The 16,211-nt window shown below is 59.2% G+C and carries 13 protein-coding genes; 3 read left to right on the top strand and 10 right to left on the bottom strand.

Annotation, left to right across the window (positions count from 1 at the left end):
- Positions 1-116: 116 nt before the first annotated feature.
- Positions 117-920 carry an RES domain-containing protein gene (locus RO009_03750; GenBank protein ID MDT3684141.1) on the bottom strand — a complete coding sequence of 268 codons (804 nt, stop codon included), beginning with the start codon at positions 918-920 and terminating at the stop codon, positions 117-119.
- A gap of 187 nt (positions 921-1,107) precedes the next feature.
- Between RO009_03750 and RO009_03745 the strand changes: the two genes are divergently transcribed.
- On the top strand, positions 1,108-1,812 hold the full coding sequence (locus tag RO009_03745) for a DUF3800 domain-containing protein (protein MDT3684140.1): 705 nt from the start codon (positions 1,108-1,110) through the stop codon (positions 1,810-1,812).
- The gene (locus RO009_03740; GenBank protein ID MDT3684139.1) at positions 1,812-2,300 is read left to right on the top strand and encodes a hypothetical protein; all 489 of its coding nucleotides are present in this window, start codon (positions 1,812-1,814) and stop codon (positions 2,298-2,300) included. Before RO009_03745 ends, RO009_03740 begins: the two co-directional genes overlap by 1 nt.
- A 611-nt stretch (positions 2,301-2,911) precedes the next feature.
- Here RO009_03740 and RO009_03735 read toward each other — a convergent pair.
- The 5 genes from RO009_03735 to RO009_03715 form a co-directional block, all read right to left on the bottom strand.
- Entirely contained in the window at positions 2,912-4,516 is a 1,605-nt protein-coding gene (locus RO009_03735; GenBank protein MDT3684138.1) for an IS66 family transposase, read from the bottom strand.
- A 73-nt stretch (positions 4,517-4,589) separates the two neighbouring features.
- Positions 4,590-4,934, bottom strand: coding sequence for an IS66 family insertion sequence element accessory protein TnpB (tnpB, locus tag RO009_03730; protein ID MDT3684137.1), 345 nt, complete (start codon positions 4,932-4,934; stop codon positions 4,590-4,592).
- Positions 4,931-5,287: a transposase gene (locus RO009_03725; protein ID MDT3684136.1), complete on the bottom strand. Its 357-nt coding sequence runs from the start codon at positions 5,285-5,287 to the stop codon at positions 4,931-4,933. The genes tnpB and RO009_03725 overlap by 4 nt, the downstream gene beginning before the upstream one ends.
- A gap of 421 nt (positions 5,288-5,708) precedes the next feature.
- The gene (locus RO009_03720; protein ID MDT3684135.1) at positions 5,709-7,226 is read right to left on the bottom strand and encodes a DUF5906 domain-containing protein; all 1,518 of its coding nucleotides are present in this window, start codon (positions 7,224-7,226) and stop codon (positions 5,709-5,711) included.
- A gap of 429 nt (positions 7,227-7,655) precedes the next feature.
- Positions 7,656-9,188, bottom strand: coding sequence for an AMP-binding protein (locus tag RO009_03715; protein MDT3684134.1), 1,533 nt, complete (start codon positions 9,186-9,188; stop codon positions 7,656-7,658).
- A gap of 213 nt (positions 9,189-9,401) precedes the next feature.
- Between RO009_03715 and RO009_03710 the strand changes: the two genes are divergently transcribed.
- A complete protein-coding gene (locus RO009_03710) occupies positions 9,402-11,414 on the top strand; it encodes a 3-hydroxyacyl-CoA dehydrogenase NAD-binding domain-containing protein (GenBank protein MDT3684133.1) in 2,013 nt (670 codons plus the stop codon).
- A gap of 37 nt (positions 11,415-11,451) precedes the next feature.
- Here RO009_03710 and RO009_03705 read toward each other — a convergent pair whose 3' ends face one another.
- Genes RO009_03705 through RO009_03690 form a run of 4 tightly spaced genes read right to left on the bottom strand, consistent with a single transcriptional unit; the run spans position 11,452 to position 16,191 of the window.
- Positions 11,452-12,195 (bottom strand): ABC transporter ATP-binding protein, encoded by a 744-nt coding sequence (locus RO009_03705; GenBank protein ID MDT3684132.1) that lies wholly within the window; start codon positions 12,193-12,195, stop codon positions 11,452-11,454.
- Positions 12,179-13,951 carry a branched-chain amino acid ABC transporter ATP-binding protein/permease gene (locus RO009_03700; GenBank protein MDT3684131.1) on the bottom strand — a complete coding sequence of 591 codons (1,773 nt, stop codon included), beginning with the start codon at positions 13,949-13,951 and terminating at the stop codon, positions 12,179-12,181. The genes RO009_03705 and RO009_03700 overlap by 17 nt, the downstream gene beginning before the upstream one ends.
- Positions 13,951-14,991, bottom strand: a complete 1,041-nt coding sequence (locus RO009_03695) for a branched-chain amino acid ABC transporter permease (protein ID MDT3684130.1) — start codon at positions 14,989-14,991, stop codon at positions 13,951-13,953. The genes RO009_03700 and RO009_03695 overlap by 1 nt, the downstream gene beginning before the upstream one ends.
- Positions 14,992-15,051: 60 nt before the next feature.
- Entirely contained in the window at positions 15,052-16,191 is a 1,140-nt protein-coding gene (locus tag RO009_03690) for an ABC transporter substrate-binding protein (protein MDT3684129.1), read from the bottom strand.
- Between the last annotated feature and the right edge of the window lie 20 nt (positions 16,192-16,211).

Below are 16,211 nucleotides of genomic sequence, written 5' to 3'. Positions count from 1 at the left end.
ACTATTTAAAATGACCAGCAATTCGGAGTTCGGCAATGCCGGCAACCGAAAACCGTCCGTGAGACAAGAGCGAATCACCTAACCAAATCTATTTGCAGGAGATCGCGGATGGCCGGCTAAGCTGCCGCAGCGTGGCGCCACAAGATCGTTCCATCCGGAAGAATGCGCTCTGACAAGTTTTCGTAGCGCGCCTTAAAGGAGTCTCGGATCATGGATTCTAGGCGAATTACCTTTACCGATCTTGGTGCCAGAAGCCTCAAGGCCGAGTCAGGCTTCAAAGCCAAATTAAAGCCTTCGCTCCTAGCCGCCGTTGGGTATGCCAATCCGTCAATTCTCTCGCTAATCAGGAAAGACTGACTTATTGCGGCACTCAGAAGATAGGCCCTTTCATCATTGGAAGAAAACGCGCCAGAGAAAAACCGCTCTATCATCAAGATGCGCTCAAGGTTTGCTCCCAATCGTTTAATTTGTTCGATCGACTCGTCGGGACTATTTCCTATCATCGAGCGCTTTGTTCGATACCGATGAAGGACCTCTCCTATTGAAAAAACAAAGGGTCGCTCTGCGGCAAGCCCAACCTCAAGTATGGCAACGTGATCTCCGACTTTGCCCCCAACCTCATTTATTGCAACCAATTCGCGGTCTGAGCAGTAAAGAACTGGGCTGTGCGGCAAGTTCACCCGACCGAACTTAAGGACCTGACCGGGGAGCGGATGCCATAGTTCGCTCAAGTTGGAAGGCATCACTCCGGGTTTAAGCAGGCGCGCACGATAGGCGGCCTTCAGGCTTAGATGAATCGGAACGGTGACATAACCTGTCCGAATCTTCAGAAGCGCATCGAACAACCGATCACAATAGCCGTCAGTACGCGCTATTTCTTTGGCGTTATGGATAAGCTTGCGCAGGTCTTGATGTTTCATTGCGCGCCAGACTGCAGGGCTCCGAATCGCTATAATTTACCACAGCAGGGGTCGGCGAATCGGGGGCAGTGCGGAGCGGCGCTCTTGGCTGGCCAGTCTACGCTTGACCGAATGTCCTTGTCTGTTTGGAATTTCATGCAGTAACAAGAGCTTTAAGCTGTATCCTCAAAAAAGATGTGAAGCGAGTATGTCCGAGCTTCTGAATATATATTGCGACGAGTCCTGCCATTTGGAGCGGGATGGGCACTCAGCGATGGTGTTCGGGGCTGTCTGGTGCCCGGATGATAAGAAACGAGAGATCGCGGAGAGGGTGAATGACATTCGCTCTCGGCATCACATGCCGCGGTCGTTTGAATTCAAGTGGACTAAGGTTGGTGTCAGCAAAGTCCGAATGTATCTGGATTTAGTTGATTACTTTTTTGACGATGACCATCTCAAGTTTCGCTGTCTTGTAATTCCAGACAAATCGAAAATTGATCATGAGCGGTTCAACCAATCGCATGATGATTGGTACTACAAAATGTATTTCAATATGTTGAAGGTGATCCTCAAGCCGACCGACGCTTATCATGTTTATCTAGATATCAAAGACACGCGCAGTAAGACCAAAGTGGAAAAGCTGCACGATGTGCTTTGTAACAACGCATATGATTTCTCGCGGAGTGTTATTCGCAAGGTTCAGCAGATTAGATCGCACGAGTCTGCGCCATTGCAGATGGCCGATGTTCTAATCGGCGCGATGTCCTACAAATTCAGAGGTGGCGAAAAGAATGCAGGCAAGGCGGAGATTATAAAGAGAATTGCGCAGCGCAGCGGATATTCTCTAGAGCGAACCACGCTCTACAAAGAAGAAAAGTTCAACATCTTCGTTTGGCAAGGCGGCGACGATTGATGTTGCCAGCATGGCTCCCAGAATTGATTTTGCTAACCGATCACAATGGAGATTGGGAGCAATACCTTGAAGCGGTGTACGCCGTTTTTCACAACGATTTTGTTGGCGCAAATCTTGAGTATCAGGGCAGGAGGCTCGGGCTGAAGCGGCATCCCGTTGAGAACGGAAAGGAAGCGACATTTTGGCACTTCATTTCCTCTGGGAAGAGTGAATCCGATCGACTAGTCGACCTAAGACGATGCGAAAGGATAGGTTGGCCTAGAGCAATTTTGGATAATTGCACTGATCCATGCTTGAAAGTCTGGGAGGAACAGAAGAATAGCGAAACGAGAATTCACATCTGGTGCGAACCAGCGGAATACTTGGTAGTGCTGGCGGATCGCGAAAGCTTTCTTCTTCCGTGGACAGCTTTTGACGTGCCGCAAGCTCACTACCAAAGGAAATTGCAGGGGAGGTGGGAAGCCAATAATGAGCCCACAAATGGCTAGCCCCGCCGGAGCGGGGCTGTAACTCCTTCCACACTGACGCTTGAGGCTGGTGGATGAGCTAGCATCAATATACGCGTGCCAACCAATTTTTCAAGCATTCCAGTAGGAAAAACTGACCTATTTTCAGTGTATTAACAAGAGTTTATCAGTCAAGTTCCGTCCTAAAAATCCCCTTGCTGTCAGATACTTGGATTCAGCCGCAGCGCTACCGGGCGTCAACCGTGTCAGGTCAGATTTTTCACTGCGTCGCTAGCGCGATCTCGGGCCGCCGCGCGGGCGCACCCCCCGGGGGCCGGGGAAGGACCCGTCGATTCAAGGCGCGCTGAAAGCGGCGCCCAATTGTCTGCACCGATCGCACGCCATTCGTCAGGCCGTAGATCACGGAGGATAGCTCTGCCAGCATCGCTTGCTATCCAGATCGGGCAGCCCTCTCTGCTGTGGGCAGTCACAACAGCCAGGCCACACCGGATCAATGCATACAGAAGCGGATCACCGCGCTCGCTTGCGGTGAGCGGAAACGGGAACATGATCAGAGATCGCAGCACGGCCCATTGTTTCGATGTCATCTGGTGAGCAAAGTCGATCTGCTGTAAGCGAGAAGCCGAGGCCGTTCAGCGTGGATAATTCCACGGCATGATTTTATCGATACGGCTATTGGGCCATCCGTTGGCGATGCGTTCAAGAGTGCGGGTGAGCCAGGCCAGTGGATCGACCTGGTTCATTCTGGCTGTCGCCAACAGGGTCGCGATGGTCGCCCATGTTTGACCGCCGCCATCGCTGCCGGCGAACAGGCTGTTCTTGCGCGTAATCGTTTGCGGTCGGATCGCACGCTCGACGGTGTTGGAATCGATTTCGATCCGGCCGTCGGTGAGGAAGCGTTCGAGTGCGCCGCGCCGGGAGACGGCGTAGCGGATCGCTTCAGCGAGCTTCGACTTGCCCGACAGTTTCGGCAATTCCTTTTCCCACAGCGCGAAGAGAGCGGCGACGGTGGGAGCGGACTTATCCTGGCGCGTTTTCATCCGTATTTCGGGATCGTGGCCGCGGACCTCCGCCTCGATGGTCCACAGCGGTGCCATCAGCGCGATCGTGTGCGAAGCGATCGCTGACTGGTCCGCGACGTGCAGTTCATAGAACTTGCGCCGCACGTGCGACCAGCACGCGGCCAGCGTCACGCCGTCGTTGCCCTGATCGGTGCGGGCCAGTCGCCGATATCCGGCATATCCATCGACTTGCAGGATGCCGCTATAGCCATCCAGATGACGGGCAACGCATGCACCGGCGCGACTGTCCTCGAAGCGATACGCCACCATCGGCGGGTCGCTGCCGCCGAAGGGGCGATCGTCCCGGACATACGCCCAAAGATACGCTGTCCTGGTCTTTCCCGATCCCGGCGCCAGCGTCGGCAAGGTCGTCTCATCGGCAAAAATCCGCTCGCCTTGCTTGATCCGCAGCAGCAGATGTTCGGCCAGCGGCTCAAGTTCGAAGCCGATCCGACCCATCCACTGCGCCATCAACGCCCGGTCGATCTCGACCTTGTCGCGCGCGTAGATCGCTTCCTGGCGGTAAAGCGGCAGGCCATCGGCATACTTCGCCACCGCGATCTGCGCCAGCAGCGCCTCCGTCGGAATGCCGCTCTCGATGATGCGGGCGGGCGCAGCCGCCTGCGCAACCCCATCCCAGCCCTTGTAGACGTATCTGGGACGGCGCGTGACGATCACCCGGAACTTCGCCGGCGTCACGTCGAGCCGTTCGGAGACGTCCTCGCCGATCAGAATACGCTCCAGCCCCTCGCAACCGACCGGGACCTCGGGCTCGATCACGATCTCGACTCGCTCGAGATGATCGGAAAAGTTCTTGCGTGGACGCGGTGCACGCGGGTTCTTCGACGGTCCCGCCGCCTTGGCGAGTTGCGCCCTGATCGCCGCCACGCCGGTTGCGATCTCATCGAACACCAACGCGTACTGCTCTTCGCTCAGCGCATCGGCGCCCAGCCGTTCGGAGCGGCGACCGAAGCGGCCCCGTTCCAGGACCTTGATCGTCGCCGTCAGCCGCGCAATGCGCTCGTCGGCGGCTTTGGTCATCGCCTCAAGATGGGTGTTGCGCTGTTCGAGTTCGACATTCCGCGCCTCGACCTGCGCCCGCTGCGCATCCATGGCGAGGATCATCGCCTTCAGCGCATCGACGTCATCCGGAAGCTCAGGTTCAGGGGACCCCATGTCCAATCAGAGCACACCCGGCGATGGTTTGCCCGCTGCTTTCGCGGCCTGATTCACTGTGCCGCAGCGATATCTAGCCGACTGATTCCGGACGCACCATCGGTGTCGCCTGGACCCGCTTCCAATCCATCCCGTCGACCAAAGCCATCAATTGGGCATGATGCAGCTGGACCCGATGATGGCCGATCGGCGGCCAGACAAATCGTGCCTTCTCCAGCCGCTTCAAATACAAACACGCGCCACTGCCGTCCCACCACACGATCTTGATCCGGTCCGCCCGTTTCGCCCGGAACACATACAGTGCGCCATCGAACGGATCCGAGCCAGCATCCCGCACCAGCGCCAGCAAACCATCGATTCCTTTGCGGAAGTCGACCGGGTGGCTCGCCAGATAAACCTTTACGCCTGCCGGGATCATGCCGAACGCACCGTGCGCAGAAAACGCCGCAAATGTGCTTCGTCAACATCCGCGTCAGCGCGAACCGTCATGCCGTTGACGTCGATCTCAATGACCCGCGACGGCGCCCTTTGCGGCTCACAGCTGACCCCGCAACCCGCCGCGTCACGGCGCTCAATTGCGCCTTTCCGGACCAAAACCGAACGCCATCCAAACAACTGCGACGGGCTGATTCCGATCTCCCGGGCCAGCGCCGAAACGTTCGCGCCCGGTTCACAACTCCGCGCCGCCATCTCCGCCTTGAAGGCATCCGACCAGCGCCGGCGCCCCGCCACTGGCGCACCCTCGATGCGATCCGCAACCGCCTCGATCAACTGAAAGCTTCTATCTCCAGGCATAGGCGTAGACATGAAAATTGACACCCCGCTCGCAATAGCAGGGCCACCATCGCTCCTTTGCCACCCGCTACGCTAGATGGGATGTCCTTGTCGCTTACGATCTGCTCCTGTGTGGGATTAGTCATCACTACCTCTTTCTTGCTTTGGTCCTAGCGGTCTAGGCATCGATGGAATGCCCAGACCAAAGGAAACCCTTATGCTGCGCCGCTTGGTCCTAGCGGTCCTAGTGGTCTAGGTATTTTCAAAAACTAGTAGGATCGCGGACGGAGCGGTGCCATCCATCGTCTGCACCTCTCACACGCACGCGAGTCTCCTAGGACCGCTAGGACCGCTAGGACCAACCCGTGATTTTATTGGCTTAGTTTCGGTCTATGCGACAAAAGCGCGCCCAGACCGCCTAGACCGGAACGGCGTCCAGATCATCTTCCTGCGCCGGCGCTTCGCTCTCGCCCGCTTGGAAAGCCGGCCAATCGATTGACTGTCCGATCGCATCCTCGAACGCATCGCGACAGGCGTCCAGCGGCGGCAAGGAATAGCACCATATCCGCCGCTCGGCGCCATCATCCCCCTCGCGACGCGGGCGCGTCCTGCCAATACCCGGCACAAGTTTCGCAAGCTTTAATCCGAACGTCGCCGGATCGCGCTTGCGTCCGACGCCGATCGTATCGGAGGTTTTGATATAGTCGTCAAACACGGCAGAGATTGCGATTTCACTCGGCCAGCCATCCAGCGACCGAACCGGCGAGCCGTCCATGAGTCGATTGTACCACCAGCTCTCGACTGAATCGAAAGATCGAACCTTTTGCTCCAAGAGCGCGCGTGTGCGCGGAATCTGGCGAAGATTGACGGTACTGAGATCGAAATCTAGAAGGTCGCGCAACAGCGCCTCGCGTCCACCCGCGTTCAGTTCTTCATCCATCTCGCGAAAGTAATGATGATTTTGGGCGCAGCGCGGGTGAACATCAAGCACACAGAATCGCCGCTCATCCTTTCCAGCCGGAACAACCCAATCCTCATTGCTGGTCATCATCAAGCGCACGTAATTCTTGATGCGGATCGGATCGATTCCCTTGCTCTCGATCATCTGCGATTCTGCGGTGATCAAGCCTTTCAATCGGCCTTCGGCATGCTTGTCGCCGGCCCAAACCGCCTCCTCCGCTTGCAGCAAGAGGCAACTAGCCATGTGAGCGTTGAATTGGCCCACGATGTATCGCGGATCGTCAACCATGAAATAGTGGGCCGGGATCAGCGAGCCGATGACCTCGCCAACCTTTGTTTTTCCGGAACCCATGCGCCCCCTCAGGACGAGCGCCGTCCCAATGCGCTCACGCGGCCTCTGAAAAATGTGAGCAAACCACGCCCACACGTAAGCAAATATCTCGGGATCGCCGTCGCACACGTTGTTGAACAGATGATCGCGAAAGATCGCGTAACTTCCCGCTCTAGCAGACTCGACTCCATAGCCGCGCCATAGATTGAGATAGTCGTGTGTGCCTTCGGCGCCGTCCGGATTGGGAAAAAACTCGATCCCGGCATATTGCCGGCGGCGTTTATGGGTAAGCCAGGCCGCGCCCCAGTTCGTCGCCTTGATCTTCCCATCTGATCCAACCACCTCGGTCGGACGATTGCTGTACCACGCCCGAAACGCCTCAATGGACAGGACGCGGACCCGATCTTCGATCGGTCCGGCCGGCTGCTCTTTCACGACAACGGCCTTGGACCCCATCAGGACAAGCGCGTGCTCGCGGTTGATTTCCGCAACATCAAAACCCATTGCTCGTGGCGTGGCGGGCGCATCGCTTTCGGCTGCAGACGGCCGCTCAGCGGCTGCCGGGGCATCTGAAGCGGTTTCCTCCGCTTCGATCATATCCGCGATACGATTGGCGGCTTCTAGCGCTTGGGTGGTGTCAGTCACGGGATATTCCAAACGAAAAACCCGGCCGCCTTTCGGCGCCGGGCTGCAATCGTGGACAATGGCGAGTCTGCGTGATTCGCGTGTACACGAGGTTAATTGATTAGATTAGCAGCGCGACATCGGTGGGACACTAAGGGCAAAAAGCATTGGAATTACGTGGAACGATGTCGTGTCCCACTTTTCCATAAGCTCTTGATTTATATAGCTCTGCGCAGTCCCCTAGGGAGCGCCACTATGGTCCGGATAAAATAGAGACCTTTTTGCCGTGATCGGTAAGTTGAACGCGTTTGCCAGACAGCTGCGCGGCAAGCCATCAGCAGTCCCGACTGCAGCACTCACTACGTCACTCACCGGATCGCGAACGACGTCATCATTGCGGATGTGATTGCGCTTGGCGTTAGGTCGCCGCCGACCTTTGTCTGTCCAAGCCTAGGGATTGCTGCTCATTCCCCGCAATAGTCTCTTGTCGACCTTCCCGACTGTCGTCTTCGGGAGCGACTCGACGATACGGATTTCGCACGGGACCTTGTAGTGCACGAGTCGCTCAGCAAGATAGGCACGCAGGTCATCGGGTTGCGCCGGCAGCCCGGCCGGAACGACAAATCCGACCAGTGCTTCACCGCGATAGGAATCAGGCACGCCGACAACCGCGGCCTCTAGCACGGCGGGATGAGCGTAAAGAACTTCCTCGACTTCGCGCGGATAGACGTTGAACCCGCTGACGATCACCATGTCCTTCTTGCGGTCGCGGATATAGAGATAACCGTCCGCGTCAAGTTCGCCGATATCTCCAGTATAGAGCCAGCCGTCGCGCAATGCCTCGTCAGTTTCCCTGGCAAGACCGCGATAGCCACGCATGATCTGCGGCCCGCGCGCACGTATCTCACCCGCCTCGCCAATACCGAGCGCGCGTGTACCGGTCGCTGCATCGACAATCTGGATATTCGTCGCCGGAACGACCACGCCGACCGATCCAGCCTTGCGCCGGCCATTGCGGGGATTGAAGGTGAGCACAGGTCCGGCTTCGCTTTGACCATAACCTTCGCAGACCGGGCATGCCGTAGCGGCCTCCCAGCGACGCAACGTCTCCTCCGAAAGCGCCGATGCGCCGGAGAAACACAGTCGCAGCGAACTCAAATCGGTTGCGCCGAAACGCTCATGCGCCAACAATCCCGTGTAGATCGTTGGGCTGCCGGACAATAATGTAATCCTGTTATTTTCAATTGCCTCGAGCACAAGATCGGCTCGGTAGCGAGGGAGGATGAACAACGCGCTCCGGCAATAGGCGGCGAGATAAAGTCCCATGGCCACGGCATAGACGTGAAAGAGCGGAGTGATGGCGAGAATGCGCTCGCGCTCAGGTTCGGTCGGAAGCAATGCTTCGCGTTGCGCCACGTTGATTGATATGCTGCGATGCGAAAGATCTGCGCCTTTCGGGCGACCGGTGGTGCCGCCTGTATATTGTAGGGTGGACAGCGAATCCGGATCGGGTAGCTGGATCGTGCGAGCGAGATCGGTTCGCGCGCGCCATTCGGTGAATCGCTGCGCGCATGGACCCACGGCTATCCGTTGAGGCAGGGCGACGCGCTGTGCGAGATCTTCGATCATGTCTGCAATGGCAGTGTCGTGTATCAAGACCGTGGGCGCGGCATTCTGGAGGATTGGTGCCAACTCATGGCTGGTATAGGCCGGATTTAACGGAACCACCTGGGCGCCGGCCGATTGGACGGCGAATGTTGCCACTGCGATGTCGATCGAGTTGGCCATCAGCAGTGCCACGCGGCCGCCAGCTGCACCTAGTGCGCTAAGCTCCTGCGCGAGCCCGGCGACGCAGGTTGCATATTCGCCATAGCTCAGCCTTTCGCCTTCACAAACCAGCGCGGTTGCGTCCGGGCTGCGAAGCGCGGCGTCGCGCAGCATGTGCACCACGGTTTCGTGCGCGAAGGGCATTTGTGCCGTCACGTCATGCCTCCGGTCGCGGCCCGCTTCGAAGCCGCTGTTTGTCCTGGATCCATTCTCGCAAGATTGGCGGTCTACGGGCGTATCTGTTCCTCAAAGAGTCAGCGAATTATGCGGTCAATTTCGAGATCAAATTTGCCTTTGGTCAATTAAGCGAGTTGCCGGGCATCGATAATTATTTGCTTTTTTGGGCAACGCATCCGCGGTGAATCAGTGATGACGAGCTTTGCTAATCCACTCCTGTACAAACCCGGCCGCGGTCTGCCGAAGACAGTAGCGGTGATTGGCGCCGGCACGATCGGTCCCGATATCGGCTATTACCTCAAGGCCGCGATTCCTAACCTCACGTTGCATCTTGTTGACGTGGCGCAGCCACAGCTCGATCGCGCCGTTCAGCGGTTTCACGATTACGCGCGCAAGGCGACGGAGCGCGGCAAGATGAGCGAGGCGCAGGCGCGTCAGGTAACCGAAAGACTGAATGCCACGCTCGATTATGATTCCATCCGAGAGGCCGATTGGGTGATCGAGGCCGCCACCGAGGATCTTGCGCTCAAGCGGAAGATTTTTGCGCGCGTGGAAGCCGTTGTATCGCCACATGCGCTGATTACATCGAACACCAGCTCGCTGCCCGCTGCGCGAATTTTCTCGGAGCTGGTTCACAAGCGGCGCGCGACGGTCACTCACTTCTTCGCGCCGGCCTGGCGCAATCCAATTGTCGAGGTTGTGCGCACGCCGGCCGTCGATACCGGGGTCGTGGATTATCTCAATTGGTTATTCTGCGTCACCGGCAAGGTGCCGATGGTTACCGACGATGTCGTCTGCTTCATGCTGGACCGGGTTTTCGACAATTGGTGCAACGAGTCGGGGCAGATGCTCGATCGGGCGACCGCCGCCGAGATTGACACCGTGGCGTCCGAGTTTGTTCATGCCGGGCCCTTCTTCGTTCTCAATCTTGCGCACGGCAATCCGATCATTGTCGAAACCAACACGCTGCAGGCGAATGAGGAGGGAGAGCACTATGCGCCGGCTGCAATCTTCCGTTCGGTCGAGAAATGGCACACCGTTGCGCCCGGCAAGCAGGCCCTCGTCGATGCAAAGGTCGCCGCTGACGTGCGCGACCGGCTGCTTGGTGTCCTGATTTCGCAGACCGGGGACATTCTCGACCGCGGCATCGGAGAGCCGGCAGATCTCGAACTCGGCTGCCGGCTGGCTCTCGGCTTCAAGTCCGGTCCGCTTGAGCTGATGCGTAAGCTCGGTGACGCCGAAGTCATACGCGTCGCCGCGCGCTTCACGCGCGAGCGACCAGGCATGCCGGTCCCGCGCCGGGCGCTCCGCGACTATCAGCAATTTCGCCGTCATGTGCTCGTTGATGACGTTGGCGACGTGAGGATCATAACGTTGCGGCGGCCGGAGGCGCTCAACGCGATGCATGACGAACTGACCGACGAGATTCTTGATGTCATCCGCGCCTCCGAAAGCTCCACCCTGGTCGCGGGCTTTGTGATCACGGGCTACGGCATGCGCGCTTTCTCTGCCGGCGCCGACATCGGCCGTTTCCCCCGCGTCCTCGGCGATGCCGCCGCTGCTGCGCAATACGCGCGCGACTGTTCGCGGTTGCTCGTTCATCTGGACGGCATGCGCAAACCGGTGGTGGCCGCCTTGAACGGCATGGCGCTTGGCGGCGGTCTGGAGCTGGCGCTGCGATGCCACCGCATCGTCGCCATGCGCGGCGCGTGGCTGCAGTTGCCGGAGATCATGCTGGGAATGGTGCCGGCATTGGGGGCCATGGTGGTGCCGTATCGGCGCTGGCCTGCGGCGGCGGCAGTATTTCATGGCATGCTGCGCCGAGCGGAGAGGCTCACGGCGGAAGCCGCGCACGATATGGGCATCGTCGCAGCCCTGGCGGAGGATTACGCCGGCCTGATCGCTGCCGCGGTGGCGCAAGTCCATGCGCTGGCTGGCAAGGTCCGGCCGCTCGACGGGACTTCCGTGAACATCGCTGACTTCGATCCGATCACGCCTGTCGCCGCAGACGGCCAGGCACTGAGCACTGAGGTCATGCGCATCCTGGAAAATACTATTCGCGAAGCTGCCGCGGCGCCGACTTTGAACGATGCGCTCGAAATCGGATACGCCGCATTCGGAGTGAGCGCATGCACTGCCGCGGTCCGCGAGGGCATCAGCGCCTTTCAGGAGCGCCGAGCCCCTGACTTTGCAAAGACAGGATAGGCAGGTCGGCCATGCGTTCGACCGACCGCAACTTGGTTCATATCGTAGTACGCGCAAAACGCCCGGACAGGCCGAGATAGGTTTGTATCACACGCGGATTGCTGGCCAGCGCACAGGCGGTGCCTTCAAGGACAACTTCGCCAGTCTCGAGCACATAGCCGTAGTCGGCCACCTGCAATGCGGCGTGCGCATTTTGTTCGACGAGCAGGATCGAGACGCCGGAGCGTCTGAGATCGGCAATAGCGTAAAAGGTGTCACGTACGATGCGCGGCGCGAGCCCGAGGCTCGGCTCGTCCAGCATGAGCAACTGCGGCTTGGCCATCAACGCCCGGCCGAGGGCAAGCATCTGTCGCTCACCACCCGACAGCGTGCCTGCGAGTTGGTTGCGCCGCTCAAGCAGGCGCGGGAAGCGCTGATAGACGCCGTCCAGGTCGGACCGGATGGCTTGCGTCGCCTTGCCGATACGCGGGAATGCCCCCAGCAAAAGGTTGTCTTCAACCCGCAACCCGCCGAACAGCTCGCGCCGCTCCGGGACAAGGCAAAGTCCTTGTGCCACCCGCGTCTCGGTCGTGCAGCCGGAAATGTCATTGCCGTCGTAGGTCACCGTCCCGCGTCCCGCCAGCAATCCCATCAGGACCGCAAGCAGCGTTGTCTTGCCGGCGCCGTTGGGGCCGATCACAGTGACGATCTTGCCGCGCGGCACGTTGATATGGATGCCGTGCAAGGCCTCAACCTTGCCGTAGGCGGCGCTGAGCCCTTGCACATCAAGCAACAAGCTCATTGATGCCTCCCAGATAGGCCTCGATCACCGCCGGATCGCGCTGGACCTGGTGCGGCGCGCCTTCGCTCAGCTTCTCGCCGAAATTCATCACCACGAGACGGTCGACCAGACCCATCACGAAATCCATGTCGTGCTCGACCAGCAGTATGCTGATACCGGCTTCGCGCAGATCGCGCAGAAGGTCGGCCAGCCTTTGTTTTTCGAGATGCCGCAGCCCGGCTGCCGGCTCGTCCAAAAGGAGAAGCACCGGGTCCGCGCACATCGCACGGGCGATCTCGACCGTTCGCTGCGATCCGAGCGAGAGATTGCCAGCATGGTCGAACATGTGTGCGGCTAGGCCGACCTGCTCGATCCGCGTCCTTGCTTCCCACAACAGGCGCGCTTCGTCGGCACGATCGAGCCTAAGCGAGGCTGAAACGACGCCGGCCGTACCGCGCAGATGAGCACCGAGCGCAACGTTGTCGAGCACGGTCATGCCCGGCAAAATATTGGCGTGCTGAAAGGTGCGGGCGATTCCGCGGCGGGCGATCTCGCGCGCATGCAGCCGGTCGATGCGTTCGCCCCGAAAGCAAATCTCGCCGCCATTGGCCGGCAACACGCCGCTGACGAGGTTGAACATCGTGGTTTTGCCGGCGCCGTTCGGGCCGATCAAGCCAAGGATTTCGCCTGCATACAATTCGAATGACAGGTCACGCACTGCCGCCAGTGCCTCGAAGCTCTTTTGGACCTGGCGCACTTCAAGCAGGCGCTCGCCGTTCGCAGGCCGCGGCCGCCTGGGCAGTGCCGGAGCGGCCGCAGGCGGCTTTGGACGCTCGCCCGCTGGGAGAAGACGCATGAGGAACGGCAATATTCCGTCGCGGGTGCGGTGCATGAGCACGACGATCAGCAGCCCAAATACGACGATCTCGTAGTTGCCGCTGTGCTCGATCAGCTTTGGCAGAATATCCTTGAGCCATTCCTTGAGCAGGGTAAGAACGCCTGCGCCGATAACGGCGCCCCAGACATGGCTCGACCCGCCGATCACAGCCATGAACAGGTAGTCGATCCCGGAATTGATGTTGAAAGGGGTTGGGTTCACGTAGCGCATGAAATGTGCGTAGAGCCACCCGGACATGCCGGCGAGGAGTGCGGCGAGCAGGAAGATGATGATCTTCAGCCGGCTTGTGTCGACGCCGACACTTTCCGCCATGGTGCCGCGCGATTTCAGGGCCCGGACTGCGCGGCCGACGCGTGAATCAAGCAAGTTGCGAACCGCAAACATCATGCCGATCGTGACGATCCAGATCGGATAATAGATCTCTCGCCCGTCGCTGAGCGGGTTGCTGAATAGCTGGATGGGAGGGATCTCGGCGATGCCGCTGTATTTGCCCAGTATCTCCAGGTTGCCGAACATGAAATAGATGGCGATGCCCCAGGCGATGGTGCCCAGCGGAAGAAAGTGGCCAGAAAGGCGCAGCGTAATTGTGCCAAGGAAAAGTGCGACGACCGCAATCAGCGCCAAACCGGCGGGAAGCGTGAGCCACGGCGAAATGCCGTACGAGGTGGTGAGCACGGCGCTGGTATATGCACCAATGCCGACGAAGGCTGCCTGTCCGAATGAGGTGAGCCCGGCGACGCCCGTCAATAGCACTAAACCAAGCGTCACGATGCTGGCGAGCCCGATATAGTTGAGCAAAGCGACGTGAAAATCCGACAGCAGAAAGGGTGCAACCGCCAGCAACCCAAGCAGCGCGATTCCAGCAGCCGACCGCGACATCACTCATCGTCCTCTTCGATGTGGCGCGTCGTCAGCGATCGCCACAGCAGCACCGGGATGATCAGGGTGAACACGATCGATTCCTTGAACGCGCTCCACCAGAATGAGGAGAACGACTCCAGAAATCCGACCAGCAGCGCGCCGGCCGCGGCCAGCGGGTAGCTGACCATGCCACCGATGATGGCTCCGACGAATCCCTTGAGGCTGATCAGAAAGCCGGTGTCGTAATAGATTGTGGTGATCGGCGAGATCAGAATTCCGGCAATTGCCCCGATCAGCGCGGCGAGGGTGAAGCTGAGCGAGCCTGCGAACGCCGCCGATATGCCGACGAGCCGCGCGCCGACGCGGTTAATCGCAGTCGCGCGCAACGCCTTGCCATAGAGCGTGCGTTCGAACAACAGCCAGAGCGCGAAGATTAGAACGAAACTGGAAAAGATCACCCACAGGCTCTGCGCCGTGATGTTGAGGACGCCGACGTGGAGAGAGAAATCGGACCAGGGAGACGAACGCAGTCCCTCACCGCCGAAGAACACCAATCCGAGACCGGTCAATAGGTAATGGACGGCGACGGCGACGATGAGAAGGACAAGGACCGACATTTCGGCGAGCGGCTGAAACGCCAGGCGATAGATAATCGGTCCGAATGGGGTTACGATCGCAAGCGTCACCAGCATTTGAAGCCATAGATTATCGGGACGTTGCGCCGCAAACCAGGCAGCAGCGGCGACTAACGCCGGCAACCCGATGTTAAGGAGTCCGATCCCGAACAGCCGTCGCAGATGACCGGACCGAAAGGCTGCCGCGCCATCAAGAAGGGCTACGAGAGCGCCACCCGCTATCAGAAGGTAGACGGTGCCCGGCACTTTGCCTGCCTGCAAGGTGGCAAGCGACAGCGCCGCAAAAGAAATAAACTCGCCCTGCGGAACAAAGATGACGCGCGTCACCGTGTAGACAAGCACAAGCGCCAGCGCGAGCAATGCGTACACGGCGCCGTTGGTCACGGCGTCCTGAGTCAGCCAGAGCGCGATATCGATCGTCATGACGCCGGTCGCGGGGCCGGAAGGAGGCGATCGCGCCTCCTTCCGCTGCTCCGCTTTCCCTTATTTCATCAGGCGCCAGGCTCCGTCCTTTACCTGCACGAGCACGCGCGCCCGATTGTCAAGGCCGGTGTGATCCTTGGCTGTCATGTTGTAGATGCCGTGCGCTCCGACGACGTTCTTCGCCGATTCGATGGCGTCGCGCAGTGCTGACCGGAATTCCGGCGTTCCTGGCTTGGCTTTCGCCATGGCACCAGGCACGGCCGCATTCAAGAGCAGAAAGCCGTCATAGCTGTAGCCGGCGAAGGCATTGCGGCTTCCTGCGCCGAATGTCTGCTCATAGCGCTGGATGAATTCGCCGGCCACTTTCTTGATCGGATTGTCGGCGGGCAATTCTTCCGGAACGATCAGCGGCCCGGTCGGCGCGATGGCGCCCTCGACTGCCTTGGAGCCCACCTTGATGAATTCGCGATTCACCGTTCCGTGATTGTGATAGATTTGCTTTTTGTAGCCTCGTTCCACCAAACCGAGATGGGGCAGGGCGCCGCCTGTACCTGAGCCGCCGACGACGACGGCATCAGGGTTTGCTGCCAGAACCTTGATCACCTGTCCGGTCACGCTGGTATCGGCACGCGCATAGCGTTCGTTCGTCACAACCTTGATGCCCGCGGGATTCGCGTGCTGTTCCAGCGCCTTCAGCACGAGATCTCCCCAGGAATCCGAGAAGCCGACATAGCCAACCGTTTTGACGCCTTTGGTCTTCATGTGCTCGACGACCGCGCTCATCATCAGCGGGACCGGTTGCGGCACGACAAACGTCCACTCAAGCTTGTCAGGCGGCAAGGCCACCGGTGAAAGCGCAATCATTGGCGTTTTCGCTTCGGTTGCGATCTGTGCCACCTGCGTCGTGGAGGGAACGGACACCGATCCCATGATGACGTCGACCTTGTCTTCGGCGATCAGCTTGCGCGCGTTCTTCGCTGCATTGGCCGGATCGGTCGCGTCTTCAAGGATGATGTACTTGACGGGATGGCCGCCCAAGGTTTTCGGAAAGAGCTGGAAGGCGTTCTTGTAATGGATACCGAGCGACGCGCCCGGACCGGTTGCCCCGAGCGTAACGCCAACGGTTACTTCCTGCGCCGACGCCGCACAGGCGAGCGAGGCGAGCAGGGCGGATGCCAGCAGAAAACTGCGTCTCGACATTGTCATTTCCTCCTCTAGGT

Origin of the sequence: Pseudorhodoplanes sp. (assembly GCA_032027085.1) — a bacterium.
GTDB lineage: Bacteria > Pseudomonadota > Alphaproteobacteria > Rhizobiales > Xanthobacteraceae > Pseudorhodoplanes.
This window is presented reverse-complemented; position numbering and strand designations above follow the sequence as displayed.

Coding starts and splice junctions, on each gene's coding strand:
- RO009_03750 (MDT3684141.1), bottom strand. CDS start 920: ATGAAACATCAAGACCTGCGCAAGCTTATCCATAACGCCAAAGAAATA.
- tnpB (MDT3684137.1), bottom strand. CDS start 4,934: ATGATCCCGGCAGGCGTAAAGGTTTATCTGGCGAGCCACCCGGTCGAC.
- RO009_03735 (MDT3684138.1), bottom strand. CDS start 4,516: ATGGGGTCCCCTGAACCTGAGCTTCCGGATGACGTCGATGCGCTGAAG.
- RO009_03690 (MDT3684129.1), bottom strand. CDS start 16,191: ATGTCGAGACGCAGTTTTCTGCTGGCATCCGCCCTGCTCGCCTCGCTC.
- RO009_03705 (MDT3684132.1), bottom strand. CDS start 12,195: ATGAGCTTGTTGCTTGATGTGCAAGGGCTCAGCGCCGCCTACGGCAAG.
- RO009_03695 (MDT3684130.1), bottom strand. CDS start 14,991: ATGACGATCGATATCGCGCTCTGGCTGACTCAGGACGCCGTGACCAAC.
- RO009_03745 (MDT3684140.1), top strand. CDS start 1,108: ATGTCCGAGCTTCTGAATATATATTGCGACGAGTCCTGCCATTTGGAG.
- RO009_03740 (MDT3684139.1), top strand. CDS start 1,812: ATGTTGCCAGCATGGCTCCCAGAATTGATTTTGCTAACCGATCACAAT.
- RO009_03710 (MDT3684133.1), top strand. CDS start 9,402: ATGACGAGCTTTGCTAATCCACTCCTGTACAAACCCGGCCGCGGTCTG.
- RO009_03700 (MDT3684131.1), bottom strand. CDS start 13,951: ATGTCGCGGTCGGCTGCTGGAATCGCGCTGCTTGGGTTGCTGGCGGTT.